Origin of the sequence: Kitasatospora albolonga (assembly GCF_039535905.1) — a bacterium.
Taxonomy (GTDB): Bacteria; Actinomycetota; Actinomycetes; order Streptomycetales; family Streptomycetaceae; genus Kitasatospora; species Kitasatospora albolonga.
Genome location: NZ_BAAAYB010000078.1, coordinates 14,506 through 31,889 on the forward strand (window position 1 = coordinate 14,506; position 17,384 = coordinate 31,889).

A 17,384-nucleotide genomic window follows, 5' to 3' on the forward strand; every position below is an offset into this window, starting at 1 on the left:
GCCGTCAAAACTACGCAGTCCGGACGGTCCGTCAGAAGGGCTTCCTCCCGGCATGATCGCCGATCGGCCGGGGATTCCCCGGTAGATTCACCGGATGACCGAGATCCTCGACCCGACCGACTGGGCGATCCTCACCGAGCTCCAGCGGGACGGCCGGATCGCCTTCACCGAGCTGGCCCGGCGGGTGAACCTGAGCGCCTCGGCGACCACCGAGCGGGTGCGGAGGCTGGAGGCGTCCGGGGTGGTGACCGGCTACCGGGCCGAGGTGGACCTGGCGCGCGCGGGGTACCCGGTGCCGGCCGTGGTGCGGCTCAAGTACCCGGGACCGGGGAGCCGGCACGAGCCGCTGCGGCGCCTGCTGGCGGAGCGTCCGGAGATCCTGGAGTGCCTGCGCACCACCGGCGACGACTGCTACGTCCTCAAGGTCGCGGCCACCTCCACGGCCCACCTGGAGGAGCTGGTGGACGAGCTGGCCCGACTCGGCAGCACCACCACCAGCCTGGTGCTCAGCCACCCCCTCCCGCTCCGTGGCCCGGCGGCGCCGAGCGCGGCCGCACCTCGCCCGGCTCCACCGCGCACGGAGGCGGCCACCCGCGCCACCGCCCGCTGAGGGGCGCGCGACCGGCGGTGACGCGCCGTCAGTGAGGGTCAGCGCCAGTCGCCGGCCAGGGCCGGGCCGAGCTGGTCGAAGTGGGACTCGATGACGGCGATCATGCCCTCGGGGCCGGGCCCGGACTCGCCCCCGCTCCAGGCCAGATGGGCGCTGCGCAGCACCCCGCCGAAGACGGCGGCGAGCACCCGCGGCCGCAGGTCGACGGCGGGGTCGAGGCCCTCGCGGGTGGCGATCAGCCGGGCCACCAGCCGCTCCTGGTCGGTGATCCGACGCAGGTGGGCGGCGAGCAGGGTCGGGGTCTCCTCGATCAGCTGGATGAGTTCGAGGGCGGCGGTGATGCCCTGGTCGCCGTCGGAGGTGGAGAGGTCGCGCCAGGTCAGGACGATCGAACTGCGCAGCGCCTGAAGGGGGTTCTCCTCGGCGGGGCGGGCCCTGAGGGTCGTGATGAAGTGGTCCTCGGCGTCGGCCAGGACGGCGAGGGCGACCTCCTCCTTGTTGGCGAAGTAGCGGAAGAAGGTGCGCTGCGAGACGTCCACCGCGGTGGCGATCTCGTCGATGGTGGTGCGGGCGTAGCCGTGCTCCAGGAAGAGCCGGTGGGCGGCGGAGACCAGGGCGTCCCGGGTGCGCTGCTTCTTCCGCTCGCGCAGGCCGAGGATCCGGCAACCGTCCGTGGCGGTGGCGGGCGAGGTGGGCTGCACGGCCATGCGGCGGGGCCTCCGGGACTGGTGGATCGGTGCTGACAACGATAGCGCGCTGACAAATGGCAGCTCCCTGCACAAGTCAGGCATCAGCACAAGGCAGTGTTTGCCGAATGTCAGAGGCTGACATAATCTCGCACGGCGGTGACGCCCGCCAGGCCGGACGACTCGTGGGGACGGGTGGGCCGGGGCGTCACCGCCATCGGCAGAGTCATCCCGCAGCGAGCCCGGAGGGTCCGTCAGACATGAGCCAGTCCCTGACCAAGAGCGCCGAGGCGGCCGGTCCGTCCCGGCCGAGCAGCGCCCCGGGCGGTGGTGGCGGCCTCGCCCGCTTCCAGGGCCATCCCTGGCTGACCCTGCTCACCGTCGCCGTCGGCGTGATGATGGTGGCCCTCGACGGCACCGTGGTGGCGATCGCCAACCCGGCCATCCAGACCGACCTGGGGGCCTCGCCGGCCGACATCCAGTGGGTGACCAGCGGCTACCTGCTGGCGCTCGCGGTCTTCCTGATCACCGCCGGCAAGATCGGTGACCGGTTCGGCCACAAGGGCACCTTCCTGGTCGGCGCGGCCGGCTTCGCGGTCACCTCGGCCGCCATCGGCTTCGCCACCAACATCCAACTGGTCATCGCCTTCCGGGTGTTGCAGGGCCTGTTCGGCGCGCTGCTCCAGCCGGCCGCGCTCGGCCTGCTGCGCGGCGCCTTCCCGGCCGAGAAGCTCAACATGGCGATCGGCATCTGGGCCGGCGTCATCGGCGCCTCCACCGCGGCCGGCCCGATCGTCGGCGGCCTGCTGGTCGAGCACGTGAGCTGGCAGTCGGTGTTCTGGATCAACGTGCCGGTCGGCATCGCGGCCGTCCTGCTCGGCCTGCTGATCCTGCGTGACGTCCGCTCCGAGAACGCGGTGAAGTCCTTCGACCTGCCCGGCATCGCCCTGCTCTCGGTGGCCATGTTCGCCCTGGTCTGGGGCATCATCAAGGCCCCGAGCTGGGGCTGGGGCGACGTCTCCACCCTGCTCTTCCTCGGCGGCGCGGTGCTCGCCCTGGTGCTCTTCGCGCTCTGGCAGACCCGGGCGAAGGAGCCGCTGATCCCGCTCAGCCTGTTCCGTTCGGTGCCGCTCTCGGCCGGTGTGCTGCTGATGGTCCTGATGGCCTTCGCCTTCTTCGGCGCCATCTTCTTCGTGACCTTCTATCTGCAGAACGTCCACGGGATGGCCCCGGTCGACGCGGGGGTCCACCTGCTGCCGATGACCGGCATGATGATCATCGGTGCTCCGGCGGCCGGTGCCGCGATCGGCAAGGTCGGCCCGCGGATCCCGATCGTGGTCGGCATGACGCTCACCACCGTGGCCATGTACGGGATGTCCACCCTCACCACCGACTCGGGCAACGGCGTGATGTCGCTCTGGTTCGTGCTGATGGGCCTGGGCATCAGCCCCGTCATGGTCGGTGCCACCGAGGTGATCGTCGGCAACGCCCCGCTGGAGCTCTCCGGTGTCGCGGGCGGACTCCAGCAGGCCGCCATGCAGGTCGGCGGCAGCCTGGGCACCGCCGTGCTCGGCGCGGTGATGGCCGCGAAGGTCACCGACGTGCTGCCGGGCAACTGGGCGAAGGCGGGCCTGCCGCCGCTCGGCCCCGAGCAGCAGGCCGGCCTCGACCAGGCCGCCCAGCTCGGCATCGTCCCGCCGTCCCCGGCCGGCACCCCGGACCAGGTGGTCCAGGGCATGGCCAGCGCCGTCCACGAGTCCTTCGTCAGCGGCATGTCGCTGGCCTTCGCCGCCGCCGCGGCGGTCGCCTTCGCGGCGGCCCTGCTCGGCCTGCTCACCAAGAAGGGCGCGAACGACGCCGGTCCGGCCGTGCACATCTGACGCACGGTCGTCCGACCCACGGTCAGGGGGGAACGGAGCCGCTCCCGTTCCCCCCACCGCTGCCCGATCGGGCGACGCGGCCTTCCCGTCCGGCTGCCCCCGACCGCGTTGGTCGGGGGCCCGGGCGGACGCGACCCTGTCCGTGAGGGTCTGCGGACACGGGAGGGCGGATGCCGACACCAGCGCCCCGTGGCCCCGGGGCCGCCGACCCCGAGCGGTCACCCGCCCGTAGACCGCTCGCCCAGGCGCCCGCCGCCGCCCCGCCGACCCCCGTGCCCGGTGGAGCCGCGTCCGGGCCGCACGCGCTGCTCGCCCTGCAGAAGGCCGCCGGAAACCGCGCGGCCGCAGCCTGGCTGAGCGCCCGGCCCGCTGCCGCCACCACCCCTGCGGCCCCTCTCGCTCCGGCGGCCCGGGCCGAGCCACTGTCCCTGGCCGAACCACTGCCCCTGGCCGAGCCACTGTCCTGGGCCCGGGTACCGGTCCAACGCGCCGAGGACGAGGGCGGGTTGCTCGCCTCCGCCCGTCGCCGCGTCGCGGGCGTGGTCGACCGGCTGCGGTCCGGGTGGAGCGCGCTGAGCGCCACGGCCGGCGAGGCCTTCACCGCCGTGCGCGCCCGCGCGGGCACGGCCGGGGAGACGCTCGCCGCCGCCGGCGCGGCCCTGGCCGGGGGTCTCGACACGGCTTGGGACAGCGGGCGCGGCGCACTCGCCGAGCTGGCGTCCGCCGTCCGCCGGCGGATCGGACAGCTGGTCGGTGGCGTGCACACCGCCGCCGCCCGTCTGCGGGGCTCCGTCCTTGAGCTGGATCCGGACGGCACCCAGGCCGCCTGGGGCGCCGTCACCACCGCCGCGGAGACGGCCGGGCAGGGGGCCCGGGACGCCGGGCAGGCGGCGACCGGGCGGATCGCCGGGGTCTGGGCCGGGCTGCGCGGCCGCTTCGAGGCGGGCCTCGCCGCGGCGGGCGGCCGGGCCGGTGCGCTGGTGGGTGAGGTGCGCGGCGCGGCCGGTGCGGTGCTCGGGCGGCTCACCGGGACGTGGCAGGACCTGACCCGCACGGCGGAGGGGCTGACCGGTGGCGGCGGAGGCCTGCTCGGGGGCGTCGTCGGCCGGGTGCTCTCGGCCGGGCAGGGCCTGTGGAACGGACTGGCCGGCCGGTGGGACGAACTCCGGTCCAGGGCAGGCGGTCTGGCCGAGGCGGTGACCGCCCGCGCCGAGGCGGCCTGGAACGGGGCCCGCCGCCTGGCGGTCTCGGCGTACGAGGGGGTCCGGGGCGCCTGGGACGGGGCGCGGACGGCGGCCGTCCAGGGCATCGACCGGCTCGGCGGCGGCGTCCGCTCGCTGACCCGTCGGATCCGGGGGTTCCCGATCGGCGGCCTGGTCGGCGGCCTGCGCCGGTACGCCGCCCCGCTCGCGTCCGTCCGGGAGGCGGTCGCCGATCCCACCGCGACGGTGGAGCCGTACGCCGACCGGCTGGCCGGCACCGTGGGTCAGGGCATGCCCGCCGCCGCCGAGCGGGCGGCGGCCGAGCACCTGGCACAGGCACCGCAGCAATCACTGGAGCAGGTGCAGGCCGCTGACGCTCCGTCGGCCGGGCCCGGGCCGGCCGTACAGCGGCAGGCCGCCGCCGGCGCGCACGGTGACCCGCGGAGCACCACCGGGCTCGCCGAGGTCTGGGCCGGTCTGCGCGCGGCCTGGGCCGAGAAGTGGGCCCAACTCGACCTGCGCCGCCTGGCGTTGGACACGCTGATCGGCATCGTGTGGCCCTGGCCGAAGATCGGCGAGGAGCTCACCGGGATCGGCGGCGACGTCCGGACGGCGGTGTCCTCGCTGTTCGCCCCCCGGAACCTCCTGGCCGATCCGCTCGGCGCGCTGCACGACCTGTGGACCGACCAGAACCACCTGCTGGACGTCCCGCTCGCCCTGTGGCGGCGGTTGAACAACATCGCGCTGCTCCTGATGGGCCCGGTGACCATCGCGCTCACCGTGGTCGGAGCCTGCGGCGGCTCGGTGGCCGGCACGGTACTGGGGGCGATCGGAGGCGCGTTGGCGGGGCTCGGCATCGGTGCCGCCCCCGGCGCCGCAGGGGGCTTCGGGGTGGGCGGTGCGGCGGGTGCCGGGATCGGGTTCGGTGTGGCGATCGGCCTCGGGGAGGCCTTCCTGGCCTCCTTCGCGGCCGGTGAGGCGGTCGCCTTGGTCAAGGCCCTGGGCGATCTGCTGACCACGCGTCAGACCCGTGCGGAGAAGCTCCGGGACTTCGGCGCCATGGCGGACAGCTCGCTGGCGCTGGGCATCACGCTCGTCCTGGTGGCGGTCGGCTGGATCGGCGGCCGGCTGGCCTCGGCGGCCGCCGGAGTGCTCCGCCGACTGGTGCCCGACTCGGTGGCCGAGGTGCTCGACCGCTTCGCCCGGGGAGTCCGCCGGGCCCGGGAGGGTGAGCCGGTACCGGAGCCGGACGACAACCGCACGGTGCCCGCCGAAGTGCCCGGCAAGGCAAGGCTGTTGGCGGACATCGCCGGGTCCCGCACGTTCGCGGCCCGGATCCGCGCCCTGCTCGCCGACGTCCGACGGCCGGGCGCACGACCGGGCCTGGAAGCCAGGCTGAGAGCGCTGGAGGAGACCCTGGAGCGGCTGAACGGGGCGGCCGAGCGGACCGCCGACCCTGCCGAGGTGCTCCGGCTGAAGGCCGAACGGGACGTGGCGCAGGGGGAGTTGCAGCGGCTGAACGCGGACGTCCGGGCGGCCGTGCCCCGGTTCCCCTCCTCCTGGGCGGAGTTCGACGACCGCTTCCACGAGGGGTTCGAGGCCGAGCTGCGCAGGTTCCGGGGCACCGAGGACCTGGAGCCGAACCCCGGTCTGCGGGGCGGTGAGGGCCAACTCTTCCTGGGCGCCGAGCGGTTCCAGGCCCTCAAGCGCTGGTTCCGGGTCAGGCTCGGCGACATGGCCGATTCCGTCCGGCTGCTCCGCGGGGCCCGGGCCGGCGTCGAGGCCGACCCCCGGCTGCGCGCGGTGCTGGAGGTGGTCGAGGTGACCCGGGTCGCCGACGACTGGGCGTTGCGCGGCTTCGACCCGGACTCGGTACCGCTGCGCAACGCCCTGGCCGACCCCGAGGTGGCCGCCGCCCGGCGGCAGGCCATCGCGGCCCTGGAGGGGGCCACCGACCCGACCATGCGCCTGCTCGCCGACAAGCTGCGCGACAACTCCGCCAACCTCCACTGGTCCCCCAACAGTGGCAGGATCCTGGTCATCGACATGCAGTGAGAGCCTGGCCCAAGGACGGGACGATGCGCACCTTCTCCGAACTGAGCGACGCCCTCGGCCTGCGGAAGTTCCTGTTCAGCCCGCTCGGGACGCTCTACTTCGTGCCGTCCGCGCCCGGCTCCCCGCGCGTCATGGTGCGCCGCTTCGACGGACTGCTCCCGCCCGCCCTGGCCGCCCCCTACGCCGGGCTGATCACCGCCTGCGCGGACTGGGTGGCCGCCCGCCCGTCGGTGGCCGCCGACGTCCGGGTGCTCCTCCCGCTCGAGGTGGGCACCGACTTCGTCGCCCGGCCGCACCCGGTCTACCACGTGTCCACCGACAGCTACGACCCGGCGAGCCCGCCGGCCGAACTCACGGCCATGCACCGGACGGTGGCGGCCGCGCTGGCGGCGCCCGCCACCGGGGAGCGGGACGGAGTGGTCACCCGGGTGCTGGCCCGCAGCCTGCTGGAGCCGACCGGTCGGACGTACTACGACGAGCGCGAGCGCCGCTTCGTGGTGGTCGAACCGAAGATCGAGCCGTCCGACCTCGGCGGCCCGGCCGGCTGAGGCACCGTCAGGCACCCGTCAGGTGCCGTCGGGCGCCCCGCACGGTGCCTCCTCCGGCCTCCTCCGGCCTCAGCGCGGCAGGCCGCGCAGAACCGGGACGGACGGGTCGTACAGCCCGTAGCCGATCAGGGTCCGGCTCGCCGTCCCGCCGAGCCAGGCCGTGGCGGAGCTCTGCCCGGTCGGCAGGACCTGCCGCGAGCGCACCGACCCGTTCTGCGGGTCGATCCGCAGCAACTGGTTGTCGTACCCGTAGTCGGTCAGCGCCAGCACCCCGTCCGTCCCGGCCGCCAGGCCATACGCCCCGCTGCCCGCGTCGACCAGCCAGCGCTGTGCGCCGTCGGCCAGCGAGAAGGCGGCGACCGCCTCGCCGAGGCCCCGGACCTTGACGGCGGCGACCAGCTGATCGCCCGTCACCACCGCCCGCAGGCCCGGTGCGCTGATGGACTGGTTGTTGGGCTCCAGGACCAGGCGCAGGTCCGGTCCGGCCCCGTCCTTGACCACGGCCCGCACCGCACCCTTCTCGCTGAGGGAGAGCACGCCGTGCACCCCGGCGCCGTCCTGCTCCTGGACCCGGACCACCGGTGGCTGGACGCTCAGCAGCTGCAGCGCGGTGAGGCGGGTCTCGGTGCCCAGCGAGGTCCGCCACGCCTCCTTGCCGTCGGCCGCGCCGAGCATCCGCAGCGCGGTGGTGCCCTGCGGGTAGGTGCCCGGGCAGTACTCGACCAGCGCGACCTTCGCCCCGGTGGCGGCCACCGCCAGGTTGTCGCAGTTCTTGGCGGCCGGGCCGCTCCACAGCTCGGTGCCGTCGGAGGCCTTCACGGCGCGCAGCCGCTCCTCCTCGGCGATCAGCACCGTGCCGCCGGTGACCGCCAGTTGGTGCCCGCGCCGCTCGCGGTCCACCGCGTCGGTGATCTTGACGACCCGCTCGCCCCAGGCCCAGGTGCCGGAGCCCAGGTCCACCGCCCGGACGCTCTCGCACTCGCCCAGCGAGCGGCTCAGCGCGACCGCCGCCACCGTCCCGGCCGGGTCGGTGCCCGCGGCGCAGACCGTCTCCCGGGCGGGCGTGGCCAGGGTCCAGAGCCGGGTGCCGTCGCCGGCCCGGTAGGCGGTCAGCCCGTCCTCGCGGACCCGGACCACCGTCTCGCCCTGCTGCCAGATCGCCACCGCCTTGCCCCCGCCGGTCGGGTCGGAGGCGGTCCAGGCCGGCCGCAGCTCCGGGCTGGCCGGGTCGCCCGGCGGGGGCGGGGTGAGCATCCACCCGGCGATGAAGTACGCCGGGACGACGCCCAGCACGGCGCAGACCGCCGCCACCAACCAACCCTTGGGCCCGTCCCCGTGCAGGCCGCGGGCAAGCGTCACGACCAGGGCGACCAGGGTCATCACGACCATCAGCCACCCCAGCCCGATCACCCACCCGATCCCCTCGGTCCAGGGCTCGGCGGCGCTGCCCCGCCAGAAGTAGACCGTGGCCATCGCGGTGCAGCAGCCGGTCAGCCCGGCCCAGTACAGCGTGACGTCGTGTGCGGATACGTATCTCGGCAAGGCGGGTCCCCCGTGCGTACGTGCGAAATTCAGCGCACTCTACCGGGGGCGTCCGCCCGCGTCCGACGCCCCGTCAGGATTCGTATGACCGGTGCAATAATCTGCCCGCGTGAGTGACCAGAGAAGAAGTGTTCGATCCCCGGGGGCGCGGCGCCGTCGGGGTGCGGCGGCCACGGGGCGCGCGGCGGCCCTGTTCGGCCGGTGGTGGGTGTTCGGTCCCCTGGTGGGTCTGGCCGCGACCGCGGCGATGGTCTTCCGGATCTTCCACGGCGGGCCGATCGGGATGGCCGACAACGGCGACGGGCCGTACCGGATGTGCGCCGTCGACACCAGCGTGCACCTGGACGAGGGCTCCTGGTGGTGGTTCAAGTGGGCCAACTTCCGCTACGACCAGGCCAAGCCGGAGGCCTGCACGCCGGAGAACACCTACCCGGGCAGCGGCAAGCTGATGCCCATGCTGGCCCGTCCGCTCAGCCACCTGCTGGGCTACCCGGGGGAGATCGACCTGAGGGCCCAGGCGCTGCTCTGGTGCGCCCTGGTCGGCCTGGCCTTCGCGGTCTTCGCGGTGGCGCTGCGCGGTCGCCTGGTGCTGCGCCTGCTGGTCTGCGCGGCCCTGTTCCTGGTGGTCGGCGACTCGGTGGTGGCGGGCTACGCGGCCACGCCGTACAGCGAGCTGGCCGGGCTGACAGGGCTGCTGTTCGCCACGGCCGGAGCCGTCCACCTCGGCGGTGCGGGGCGGGCCCGGCTGCTGGGGCTGCTGGTCTTCACCGCCGGATCGGTCGTCCTGGTGGCCTCCAAGATGCAGGCGCTGACCATGGCCGTGCCGCTGCTGGCCCTGCTGCTGTTCTGCAAGGTACCGGTGGCCCGCCTGACCGGCCGGTTCTCGGCCCGGGTGCTCCCGCTGGCCGCGGCCCTGTTGATCGGCGCGGCCGGTACGCACACGCTGATGTACCAGATGGAGGCGTTCAAGGAGATCAACCGCACCGAGGTGATCTTCGTCGGCATCATGGGCAAGAGCCCCGATCCGGCCAAGGACGCGGTCGAGCTCGGCCTGCCGGCCGACTTCGGCCAGTACGCCGGCCTGAACTGGTGGGGGGAGAAGGCGGCCCAGAAGGACCCGCGCTGGCCCGAGGTCCGGGACTGCATCACCTACGCCAACATCGCCGGCTACCTGGCCGAGCACCCGGGCGTCGCCCTGCGGATCGCCCGCGGCGGCCTGGACGACTTCGCCGCCGCCCGGCCGGACAACCTCGGCTCCTACCCCGTGTCGGCCGGGAAGCCGGCCGGGGCCCAGGAGCACCGCCTGGCCCTCTACACCGGCTTCCTCCACACCCTCGGGGGCGGCTGGGTGCTCGGCCTGCAGGCAGCGCTCGCGCTGGCCGGTGCCGGGTGGCTGCGCCGCAGCCGGGGCAACCCGCGCCGTCAGGCCTTCCTCGCCATGATGATCTGCCTGGCCGGGGCCACCGCGACCCAGTTCGTCACCGCCATGTACGGCGAGGCGATCGAGAACACCAAGCACCTGATCTTCGGCATCTTCGCCACCGGCCTGGCCTTCGTGCTGGCCGCAGCGGCGGTGCTGGCCGCCCCCGCCGAGCCCGCCCCGTCCGCGCCGGAGCGGGAGGAGGCCGGGGCACGGGACCGCGGGGACCTGGTCACGGCCGGCTCCTGACGCCCCGTCGACACGCCGAAGGGCCGGACGCTCCGTCAGGAGTGTCCGGCCCTTCGGTCGCTTCAGCTCACCGGAGCGGTCAGGCGTCGCCGCCCGCGTGGCCCGGGTCGGCCGCGGTGACGTCGAGCAGCTGGTAGCGGTCGATCGCGTCCTTCAGGGCGGAGCGGTCGATCTTGCCCTGCTTGGCCAGCTCGGTCAGCACGCCCAGCACGATCGACTCGGCGTCGATGTGGAAGAAGCGGCGGGCCGCACCACGGGTGTCGGCGAAGCCGAAGCCGTCGGCACCCAGCGACTGGTAGACGCCCGGCACCCAGCGCGAGATCTGGTCCGGCACCGCGCGCATCCAGTCGGAGACGGCGACGAACGGGCCCTCGGCGCCCTGGAGCTTCTGCGTCACGTACGGGACGCGCTGCGGCTCCTCCGGGTGCAGCAGGTTGAACTCCTCGGTCTCCACCGCGTCGCGGCGCAGCTCGTTCCAGGAGGTCGCCGACCACACCGCGGCCTTGACGTTCCACTGCTCGGCCAGGATCCGCTGGGCCTCCAGGGCCCACGGCACGGCCACGCCGGAGGCGAGGATCTGCGCCGGGATCTGGCCGGCCTCGCCCTCGTTGAGCTTGTAGATGCCCTTGAGGATGCCGTCGACGTCGACGTTCTCCGGCTCGGCCGGCATCTTGATCGGCTCGTTGTAGACGGTGACGTAGTAGAACACGTCCTCGCCGTGCGGGTGCTCGGCCGAGGAGCCGTACATCCGCTTGATGCCGTCCTGCATGATGTGCGCGATCTCGTACCCGTAGGCCGGGTCGTAGGCCACCACGCCGGGGTTGGTCGAGGCCAGCAGGTGCGAGTGGCCGTCCGCGTGCTGGAGGCCCTCACCGGTCAGCGTGGTGCGGCCCGCGGTGGCGCCGATCACGAAGCCGCGGGACAGCTGGTCGGCCATCTGCCAGAACTGGTCACCCGTGCGCTGGAACCCGAACATCGAGTAGAAGACGTAGACCGGGATCAGCGGCTCGCCGTGCGTCGCGTAGGACGAACCGGCGGCGATCAGCGAGGCGGTGCAGCCGGCCTCGGAGATGCCGTCGTGCAGCATCTGGCCGGTCGGGGACTCCTTGTACGCCAGCAGCAGCTCGCGGTCGACCGACTCGTAGGTCTGGCCGAGCGGGTTGTAGATCTTGGCGGACGGGAAGAGCGAGTCCATGCCGAAGGTGCGGTACTCGTCCGGCGCGATCGGCACGAAGCGGTTGCCGATGCCCTTGTCCCGCATCAGGTCCTTGAGGACGCGGACGAAGGCCATCGTGGTCGCGATGGTCTGGTTGCCCGAGCCCTTCTTGACCGCCTTGTAGGCGTCGTCGCCCGGGAGCTCCAGCTGACGCGGGCGCACCTTGCGGGTCGGCACGTAGCCGCCCAGCTCCTTGCGCCGGTCGTGCATGTACTGGATCTCTTCGGAGTCCTTGCCCGGGTGGTAGTAGGGCGGGTAGCCCTCCTCGAGCTGCTTGTCCGTGATCGGGATGTGCAGGCGGTCACGGAAGCGCTTGAGGTCCTCGACCGTCAGCTTCTTCATCTGGTGGGTCGCGTTGCGGCCCTCGAAGTTCGGACCGAGGGTCCAGCCCTTGACGGTCTGGGCCAGGATCACGGTCGGCTGGCCGACGTGCTCGCGGGCCGCCTTGAACGCCGCGTAGACCTTGGCGTGGTCGTGGCCGCCGCGACCCAGGTGCTGGATCTGCTGGTCGGACATGTTCTCGACCATCTGGCGCAGCCGCAGGTCACCGCCGAAGAAGTGCTCGCGGATGTACGCACCGGTCTCGGTGGCGTAGGTCTGGAACTGGCCGTCCACCGTGGTGTTCAGCTTGTTCACCAGGACGCCGTCGCGGTCCTGGGCCAGCAGCGGGTCCCAGCTGCGGTCCCAGATCAGCTTGATGACGTTCCAGCCGGCGCCGCGGAACTGCGACTCCAGCTCCTGGATGATCTTGCCGTTGCCGCGGACCGGGCCGTCGAGGCGCTGCAGGTTGCAGTTGACCACGAAGGTCAGGTTGTCCAGGCCCTCGCGGGCGGCCAGCGAGAGCTGGCCGAGCGACTCGGGCTCGTCCATCTCGCCGTCGCCGAGGAAGGCGTAGACGTGCGAGGAGGAGGTGTCCTTGATGCCGCGGTGCTCCAGGTAGCGGTTCATCCGGGCCTGGTAGATCGCACCGAGCGGGCCGAGGCCCATCGAGACGGTGGGGAACTCCCAGAAGTCCGGCATCAGCCGCGGGTGCGGGTAGCTGGAGAGGCCGTACGGCGCCTTGGACTTCTCCTGGCGGAAGGAGTCCAGCTGCTGTTCGGACAGTCGGTCCAGCAGGAAGGCCCGGGCGTAGATGCCGGGGGAGGCGTGACCCTGGAAGAAGATCTGGTCGCCGGACTCGCCGTCGGCGTCCTTGCCCCGGAAGAAGTAGTTGAAGCCGACGTCGTAGAGCGACGCGGAGGAGGCGAAGGTGGCGATGTGGCCACCGACCCCGATGCCCGGGCGCTGGGCCCGGGAGACCATCACCGCCGCGTTCCAACGGGTCGCGTTCAGGACCTTGCGCTCGATCTCCTCGTTGCCGGGGAAGAACGGCTCGTCCTTGGTGGCGATGGTGTTGACGTAGTCCGTGCTGCGCATCTCGGGCACGGCGACACGCTTCTCGCGGGCGCGCTCGATCAGACGGAGCATCAGGTAGCGGGCGCGCTCGCGTCCCCGCTCGTCGATGGCCGCGTCAAGGGACTCGAGCCACTCCGAGGTCTCCTCGGGGTCGAAGTCCGGGACCTGACTCGGAAGGCCGCCAATGATGATCGGGTTGCGATCTGATCCGGAAGCCACGCTGTTCCTTCACTGTCGGTCGAAACTGAGGTGTGTCGCGCCGCCTCCATCGTGTACCGCGTCCGGGAGATCCGTCATATCTACCGATGGGTAACCGTTCCGCCTGGTCAGCGGGCCGGCCGGATGGCTCGCGAGGCTTCCTTGCCCCTGGTGCGCGCCATCGGGTGGTACGAAGAGGTGGTCCGACCTTGTCCTGAAATCTCTTCCAGGCACCCGGTCGACCGATGGCGGCCGTCCGGGGTGAGGGCCAACAGGAGACTTTACGCCCGCACGGGTGCGTACCCCGAATGACGTTCGTATCTCGGTCATCTTCGCGGTTCGCGCGCCTGTCGCCCCGCAGCATCCTCGACCGCTACAGAAAAGGGCAAATCGGTGTGATTCCTGACACTCTCGCCGGGCGTGTTCCGCTCGTAGGCGTCAACCTTTGGGTGGGATGGGCGAGCGGGTACTTGCGCTAACCGCCACTCCCGTGTGGACTACGGCCAAGCCTCGGCATGGACGCCGAGCCGAATACTGGAGGTTATTCCCGTGAGCGCGACCGCGGACCCCGCGGACAAGTCCAACCCGGCGCAGCGACTCGGCTTCGAAGAGGGCCAGATCGTCCAGGAGCTCGGGTACGACGAAGACACTGACCAGGATCTCCGCGAGGGCATCGAGGACATCACCGGTACGGAGCTCGTCGACGAGGACTACGACGATGTCGCCGACGGCATCCTGCTGTGGCACCGCGAGGAGGACGGGGACCTGACGGACGCCCTCGTCGACGCCTTGGAGTACCTGGCCGAGGGCGGCCTGATCTGGCTGCTGACGCCCAAGACCGGCCGTGACGGCTACGTGAAGCCGGACGAGATCGCCGACGCGGCGCGGACCGCCGGCCTCTCGCAGACCAGCTCGGTGGCGATCGCCAAGGACTGGGCGGGCACCCGCCTGGCCACCCCGAAGGCCGCGAAGCAGGGCAAGCGCTGACCCGGGAAGCACCCGTGACGGGCCCCGCTGGAGGAAGCTCCAGTGGGGCCCGTCCGTTTCCCGCCCAGGCTTGTGCCGGCCGTCCAGCCCCGTGTTCACCCAGGGCGAAATCGGGGTGGGTTCGGCGAACTCGGCTCACTCGTACGGCGGAACCGGCCCGATCGGATGCGAGGATGCCGGTGTGGCCGCCCCGGTCGGTGCGGCGGCCGTGGATTTCGAACCAGAGGGAGGGCCGGATGGCCATCGAGGTAGGCACCCAGGCTCCGGACTTCGAGCTGAAGAACCAGCACGGCGAGCTCGTGAAGCTCTCCGACTTCCGCGGCGAGAAGAACGTGGTCCTGGTCTTCTACCCGTTCGCGTTCACCGGTGTCTGCACCGGCGAGGTCTGCGCGATCCAGAAGGAGCTGCCGCGCCTGCAGAACGACGCGGTCCAGGTGCTCGCGGTCTCCAACGACTCGCCGTTCACCCTCCGGGTCTTCGCCGAGCAGGAGAACCTGGAGTACCCGCTGCTCTCGGACTTCTGGCCGCACGGCGAGGTCTCCCGGGCCTACGGCGTCTTCGACGAGGAGAAGGGCTGCGCGGTGCGCGGCACCTTCGTCATCGACAAGGAGGGCGTGGTCCGCTGGTCGGTCGTCAACGGCCTCCCGGACGCCCGCGACGAGCAGGCGTACCTGGCCGCGGTGGACGCGCTCTGACGCCCCGCCAGCGCTGAGGCACCGGCCCGGTCCGACGAAAGTCGGCCGGGCCGGTCCCGTCACTGCCCGACGAGGGGAACCCGGCACTACGATCGGGCCGTTGGGAGAAGTGAAACACCATCAGCGCATTTGGAGGACCTCGTGGGTGTCAGCCTCAGCAAGGGCGGCAACGTCTCGCTCACCAAGGAGGCGCCCGGTCTGACCGCCGTCATCATCGGCCTCGGCTGGGACGTCCGCACCACCACCGGCACGGACTTCGACCTGGACGCCAGCGCGCTGCTCCTGAACGACCAGGGCAAGGTCGGTTCGGACGGCAACTTCGTCTTCTTCAACAACCTCAAGAGCGCCGACGGCTCCGTCGAGCACACCGGTGACAACACCACCGGCGAGGGCGAGGGCGACGACGAGCAGATCAAGGTCAACCTGGCCGGCGTCCCGGCCGACGTGCAGCGGATCAACTTCCCGGTCTCGATCTACGACGCCGAGAACCGCCAGCAGAACTTCGGCCAGGTCCGCAACGCCTTCATCCGGGTGGTGAACCAGGCCGGCGGCGCCGAGATCGCCCGCTACGACCTCTCCGAGGACGCCTCGACCGAGACCGCCATGGTCTTCGGCGAGCTGTACCGCAACGGCGCGGAGTGGAAGTTCCGTGCCGTGGGCCAGGGCTACGCCTCGGGCCTGCGCGGCATCGCCCAGGACTTCGGGGTCAACGTCTGACGCTCCGCCCGGGTTCTCGGGGTGCCTGTGTGACGCCCCGCCGGGGTGAATAGGCTGGGAGGCCGGGGTCGGACGGAGCTGCACTGCTCCGTCCGACCCCGGCCTTCGCCGTTGTGGGCGGCGGGGGCTGACGAGAGTTCAGCAAGTTCAGCGGGCCGCAACGGCCCGGAACGGGCTGCGGGGGCGTACACCTGGGGGGTTCACGACCCCTGAGGTGGGGCGCCGGCCGTGGCAGTAGCCCCGGTGACGGGGGACTGGGAGGAAGTACATGAGTGTCTCGCTGGCCAAGGGTGGCAACGTCTCGCTGACCAAGGCCGCGCCGAACCTGACGCAGGTCCACATCGGCCTGGGCTGGGACGCGCGCTCGACCACGGGTGCCGCCTTCGACCTCGACGCCAGTGCGCTGCTCTGCGCCGGCGGCCGGGTGCCGGACGACGCGCACTTCGTCTTCTACAACAACCTGCGCAGCCCGGACGGCTCGGTCGAGCACCAGGGCGACAACCTGACCGGTGACGGCGACGGTGACGACGAGGTCGTGGTGGTCAACCTGGAGCTGGTGCCCGCCACCATCGACAAGGTCGTCTTCGCGGTCTCGATCTACGACGCCGAGACCCGGCTGCAGAACTTCGGCCAGGTCTCCAACGCCTACATCCGGGTGGTGAACACCGCGGACGGTCAGGAGATCGCCCGCTACGACCTCTCCGAGGACGCCTCCACCGAGACGGCGATGATCTTCGGTGAGCTCTACCGCTACCAGGGCGAGTGGAAGTTCCGCGCCGTCGGCCAGGGGTACGCCTCCGGCCTGCGGGGCATCGCGCTCGACTTCGGCGTCAACGTCCAGTAGCGGCAGCCCGCACCCAACCCGTTTCGAAAGGCAGTCAACTTCCGTGGTCCTCCGTACATTCGGCTGGTCGTTCGGCATCACCGCCGCCGGCCTGGTCGCCGCCGGCCTGCTCTGGGGGTGGGAGGGCTTCGGCATCGTGCTGATCCTCTCGATCCTGGAGATCTCCCTCTCCTTCGACAACGCGGTGGTCAACGCCACCGTGTTGAAGCGGATGAACCCGTACTGGCAGAAGATCTTCCTGACGGTCGGCATCCTGATCGCGGTCTTCGGCATGCGGCTGGTCTTCCCGCTGCTGGTGGTCGGCCTGACCGCCCACCTCGGCCCGATGACCGTGATCGACCTCGCGCTCAACGAGGGCAAGACCTTCGACGGTCACACCTACGGCGAGTACCTGGAGATGGCCAACCCGGCCATCGCCGCCTTCGGTGGCATCTTCCTGCTGATGATCTTCCTCGACTTCATCCTGGAGGAGAAGGACTTCAACTGGCTGGGCTGGCTGGAGCGCCCGCTGGAGAAGATCGGCAAGCTGGACGCGTTCTCCTCGCTGATCGCCCTGATCACCATCGCGGTGGCGGCCAACCTGTTCGCCGGTGACAACGCCGAGACGGTGCTGCTCGCGGGCATCCTGGGCCTGGCCACCTACCTGGCCGTGAACGGCCTCTCCAGCGTCTTCGAGAACCGCCTGGAGGAGGACGCCGAGGCCGAGGAGGAGGCCGAGAAGTCCGGCAAGTCGATCGTCCAGGTCGGCGGCCGGGCCGCGTTCTTCCTCTTCCTCTACCTCGAGGTCCTCGACGCGTCGTTCTCCTTCGACGGCGTGGTCGGCGCCTTCGCCATCACCCAGAACATCTTCATGATCATGCTGGGCCTGGGCATCGGCGCGATGTACATCCGCTCGCTCACCGTCTACCTGGTCCGCAAGGGCACCCTGGACGACTACGTCTACCTGGAGCACGGCGCGCACTACGCGATCGGCGTGCTGGCGGTGATCCTGCTGGTCGGGATCGAGTACCACATCCCGGAGATCGTCACCGGCCTGATCGGCGTCGCCTTCATCGCGGCGGCGTTCGCCTCCTCGGTGTACCGGAACAAGAAGGAGGCGGAGCTGCAGGACGCCCCGTCCTCCTGATCCGCCGTCAGTAC

At 71.9% G+C, this 17,384-nt stretch carries 13 protein-coding genes; 10 read left to right on the forward strand and 3 right to left on the reverse strand.

All coding sequences use genetic code 11. From position 1 onward, the window contains the following. The first annotated feature begins 94 nt into the window (after positions 1-94). Positions 95-610, forward strand: a complete 516-nt coding sequence (locus tag ABD946_RS18845) for an Lrp/AsnC family transcriptional regulator (RefSeq protein WP_345285053.1) — start codon at positions 95-97, stop codon at positions 608-610. A 38-nt stretch (positions 611-648) separates the two neighbouring features. Here the strand turns inward: ABD946_RS18845 and ABD946_RS18850 are convergent, their stop codons facing one another. After that, a complete protein-coding gene (locus tag ABD946_RS18850; protein WP_345285055.1) occupies positions 649-1,317 on the reverse strand; it encodes a TetR/AcrR family transcriptional regulator in 669 nt (222 codons plus the stop codon). A gap of 239 nt (positions 1,318-1,556) precedes the next feature. Here ABD946_RS18850 and ABD946_RS18855 point away from each other — a divergent pair, with 239 nt between their 5' ends. The 3 genes from ABD946_RS18855 to ABD946_RS18865 all read left to right on the forward strand — a co-directional run bounded on the left by ABD946_RS18855 (position 1,557) and on the right by ABD946_RS18865 (position 6,981). After that, positions 1,557-3,176, forward strand: a complete 1,620-nt coding sequence (locus ABD946_RS18855; protein ID WP_345285057.1) for an MFS transporter — start codon at positions 1,557-1,559, stop codon at positions 3,174-3,176. Positions 3,177-3,346: 170 nt separating this feature from the next. Beyond that, positions 3,347-6,433: a hypothetical protein gene (locus tag ABD946_RS18860; protein ID WP_345285059.1), complete on the forward strand. Its 3,087-nt coding sequence runs from the start codon at positions 3,347-3,349 to the stop codon at positions 6,431-6,433. Positions 6,434-6,456: 23 nt separating this feature from the next. Next, positions 6,457-6,981, forward strand: a complete 525-nt coding sequence (locus tag ABD946_RS18865; RefSeq protein ID WP_345285061.1) for a hypothetical protein — start codon at positions 6,457-6,459, stop codon at positions 6,979-6,981. A 69-nt stretch (positions 6,982-7,050) separates the two neighbouring features. Here the strand turns inward: ABD946_RS18865 and ABD946_RS18870 are convergent, their stop codons facing one another. Then, on the reverse strand, positions 7,051-8,523 hold the full coding sequence (locus ABD946_RS18870) for an outer membrane protein assembly factor BamB family protein (protein WP_345285063.1): 1,473 nt from the start codon (positions 8,521-8,523) through the stop codon (positions 7,051-7,053). Positions 8,524-8,746: 223 nt separating this feature from the next. On the opposite strand from ABD946_RS18870, the gene wsfD reads away from it, so the two are divergent. After that, on the forward strand, positions 8,747-10,192 hold the full coding sequence (gene wsfD, locus ABD946_RS18875; RefSeq protein ID WP_345285065.1) for a glycan biosynthesis hexose transferase WsfD: 1,446 nt from the start codon (positions 8,747-8,749) through the stop codon (positions 10,190-10,192). 79 nt (positions 10,193-10,271) lie between these two features. Here the strand turns inward: wsfD and aceE are convergent, their stop codons facing one another. Then, complete coding sequence (gene aceE / locus ABD946_RS18880) at positions 10,272-13,022, reverse strand: pyruvate dehydrogenase (acetyl-transferring), homodimeric type (RefSeq protein WP_345285067.1); 2,751 nt, start codon at positions 13,020-13,022, stop codon at positions 10,272-10,274. A 528-nt stretch (positions 13,023-13,550) separates the two neighbouring features. Here aceE and ABD946_RS18885 point away from each other — a divergent pair. From ABD946_RS18885 to ABD946_RS18905, 5 genes are all read left to right on the forward strand, one after another. Continuing rightward, entirely contained in the window at positions 13,551-13,988 is a 438-nt protein-coding gene (locus tag ABD946_RS18885) for a DUF3052 domain-containing protein (RefSeq protein WP_345285069.1), read from the forward strand. Positions 13,989-14,224: 236 nt separating this feature from the next. Further along, positions 14,225-14,683: a peroxiredoxin gene (locus ABD946_RS18890; RefSeq protein ID WP_345285071.1), complete on the forward strand. Its 459-nt coding sequence runs from the start codon at positions 14,225-14,227 to the stop codon at positions 14,681-14,683. A gap of 141 nt (positions 14,684-14,824) precedes the next feature. Beyond that, on the forward strand, positions 14,825-15,400 hold the full coding sequence (locus ABD946_RS18895; RefSeq protein ID WP_345285073.1) for a TerD family protein: 576 nt from the start codon (positions 14,825-14,827) through the stop codon (positions 15,398-15,400). 268 nt (positions 15,401-15,668) lie between these two features. Continuing rightward, on the forward strand, positions 15,669-16,244 hold the full coding sequence (locus ABD946_RS18900; RefSeq protein WP_345285075.1) for a TerD family protein: 576 nt from the start codon (positions 15,669-15,671) through the stop codon (positions 16,242-16,244). Positions 16,245-16,287: 43 nt separating this feature from the next. Next, complete coding sequence (locus ABD946_RS18905) at positions 16,288-17,370, forward strand: DUF475 domain-containing protein (protein ID WP_345285077.1); 1,083 nt, start codon at positions 16,288-16,290, stop codon at positions 17,368-17,370. Positions 17,371-17,384: the final 14 nt, after the last annotated feature.

Excerpts from the sequence above, each read along its gene's own strand:
- ABD946_RS18845 (WP_345285053.1), top strand. The coding sequence starts at position 95 with ATGACCGAGATCCTCGACCCGACCGACTGGGCGATCCTCACCGAGCTC.
- ABD946_RS18850 (WP_345285055.1), bottom strand. The coding sequence starts at position 1,317 with ATGGCCGTGCAGCCCACCTCGCCCGCCACCGCCACGGACGGTTGCCGG.
- ABD946_RS18855 (WP_345285057.1), top strand. The coding sequence starts at position 1,557 with ATGAGCCAGTCCCTGACCAAGAGCGCCGAGGCGGCCGGTCCGTCCCGG.
- ABD946_RS18860 (WP_345285059.1), top strand. The coding sequence starts at position 3,347 with ATGCCGACACCAGCGCCCCGTGGCCCCGGGGCCGCCGACCCCGAGCGG.
- ABD946_RS18865 (WP_345285061.1), top strand. The coding sequence starts at position 6,457 with ATGCGCACCTTCTCCGAACTGAGCGACGCCCTCGGCCTGCGGAAGTTC.
- ABD946_RS18890 (WP_345285071.1), top strand. The coding sequence starts at position 14,225 with ATGGCCATCGAGGTAGGCACCCAGGCTCCGGACTTCGAGCTGAAGAAC.
- ABD946_RS18900 (WP_345285075.1), top strand. The coding sequence starts at position 15,669 with ATGAGTGTCTCGCTGGCCAAGGGTGGCAACGTCTCGCTGACCAAGGCC.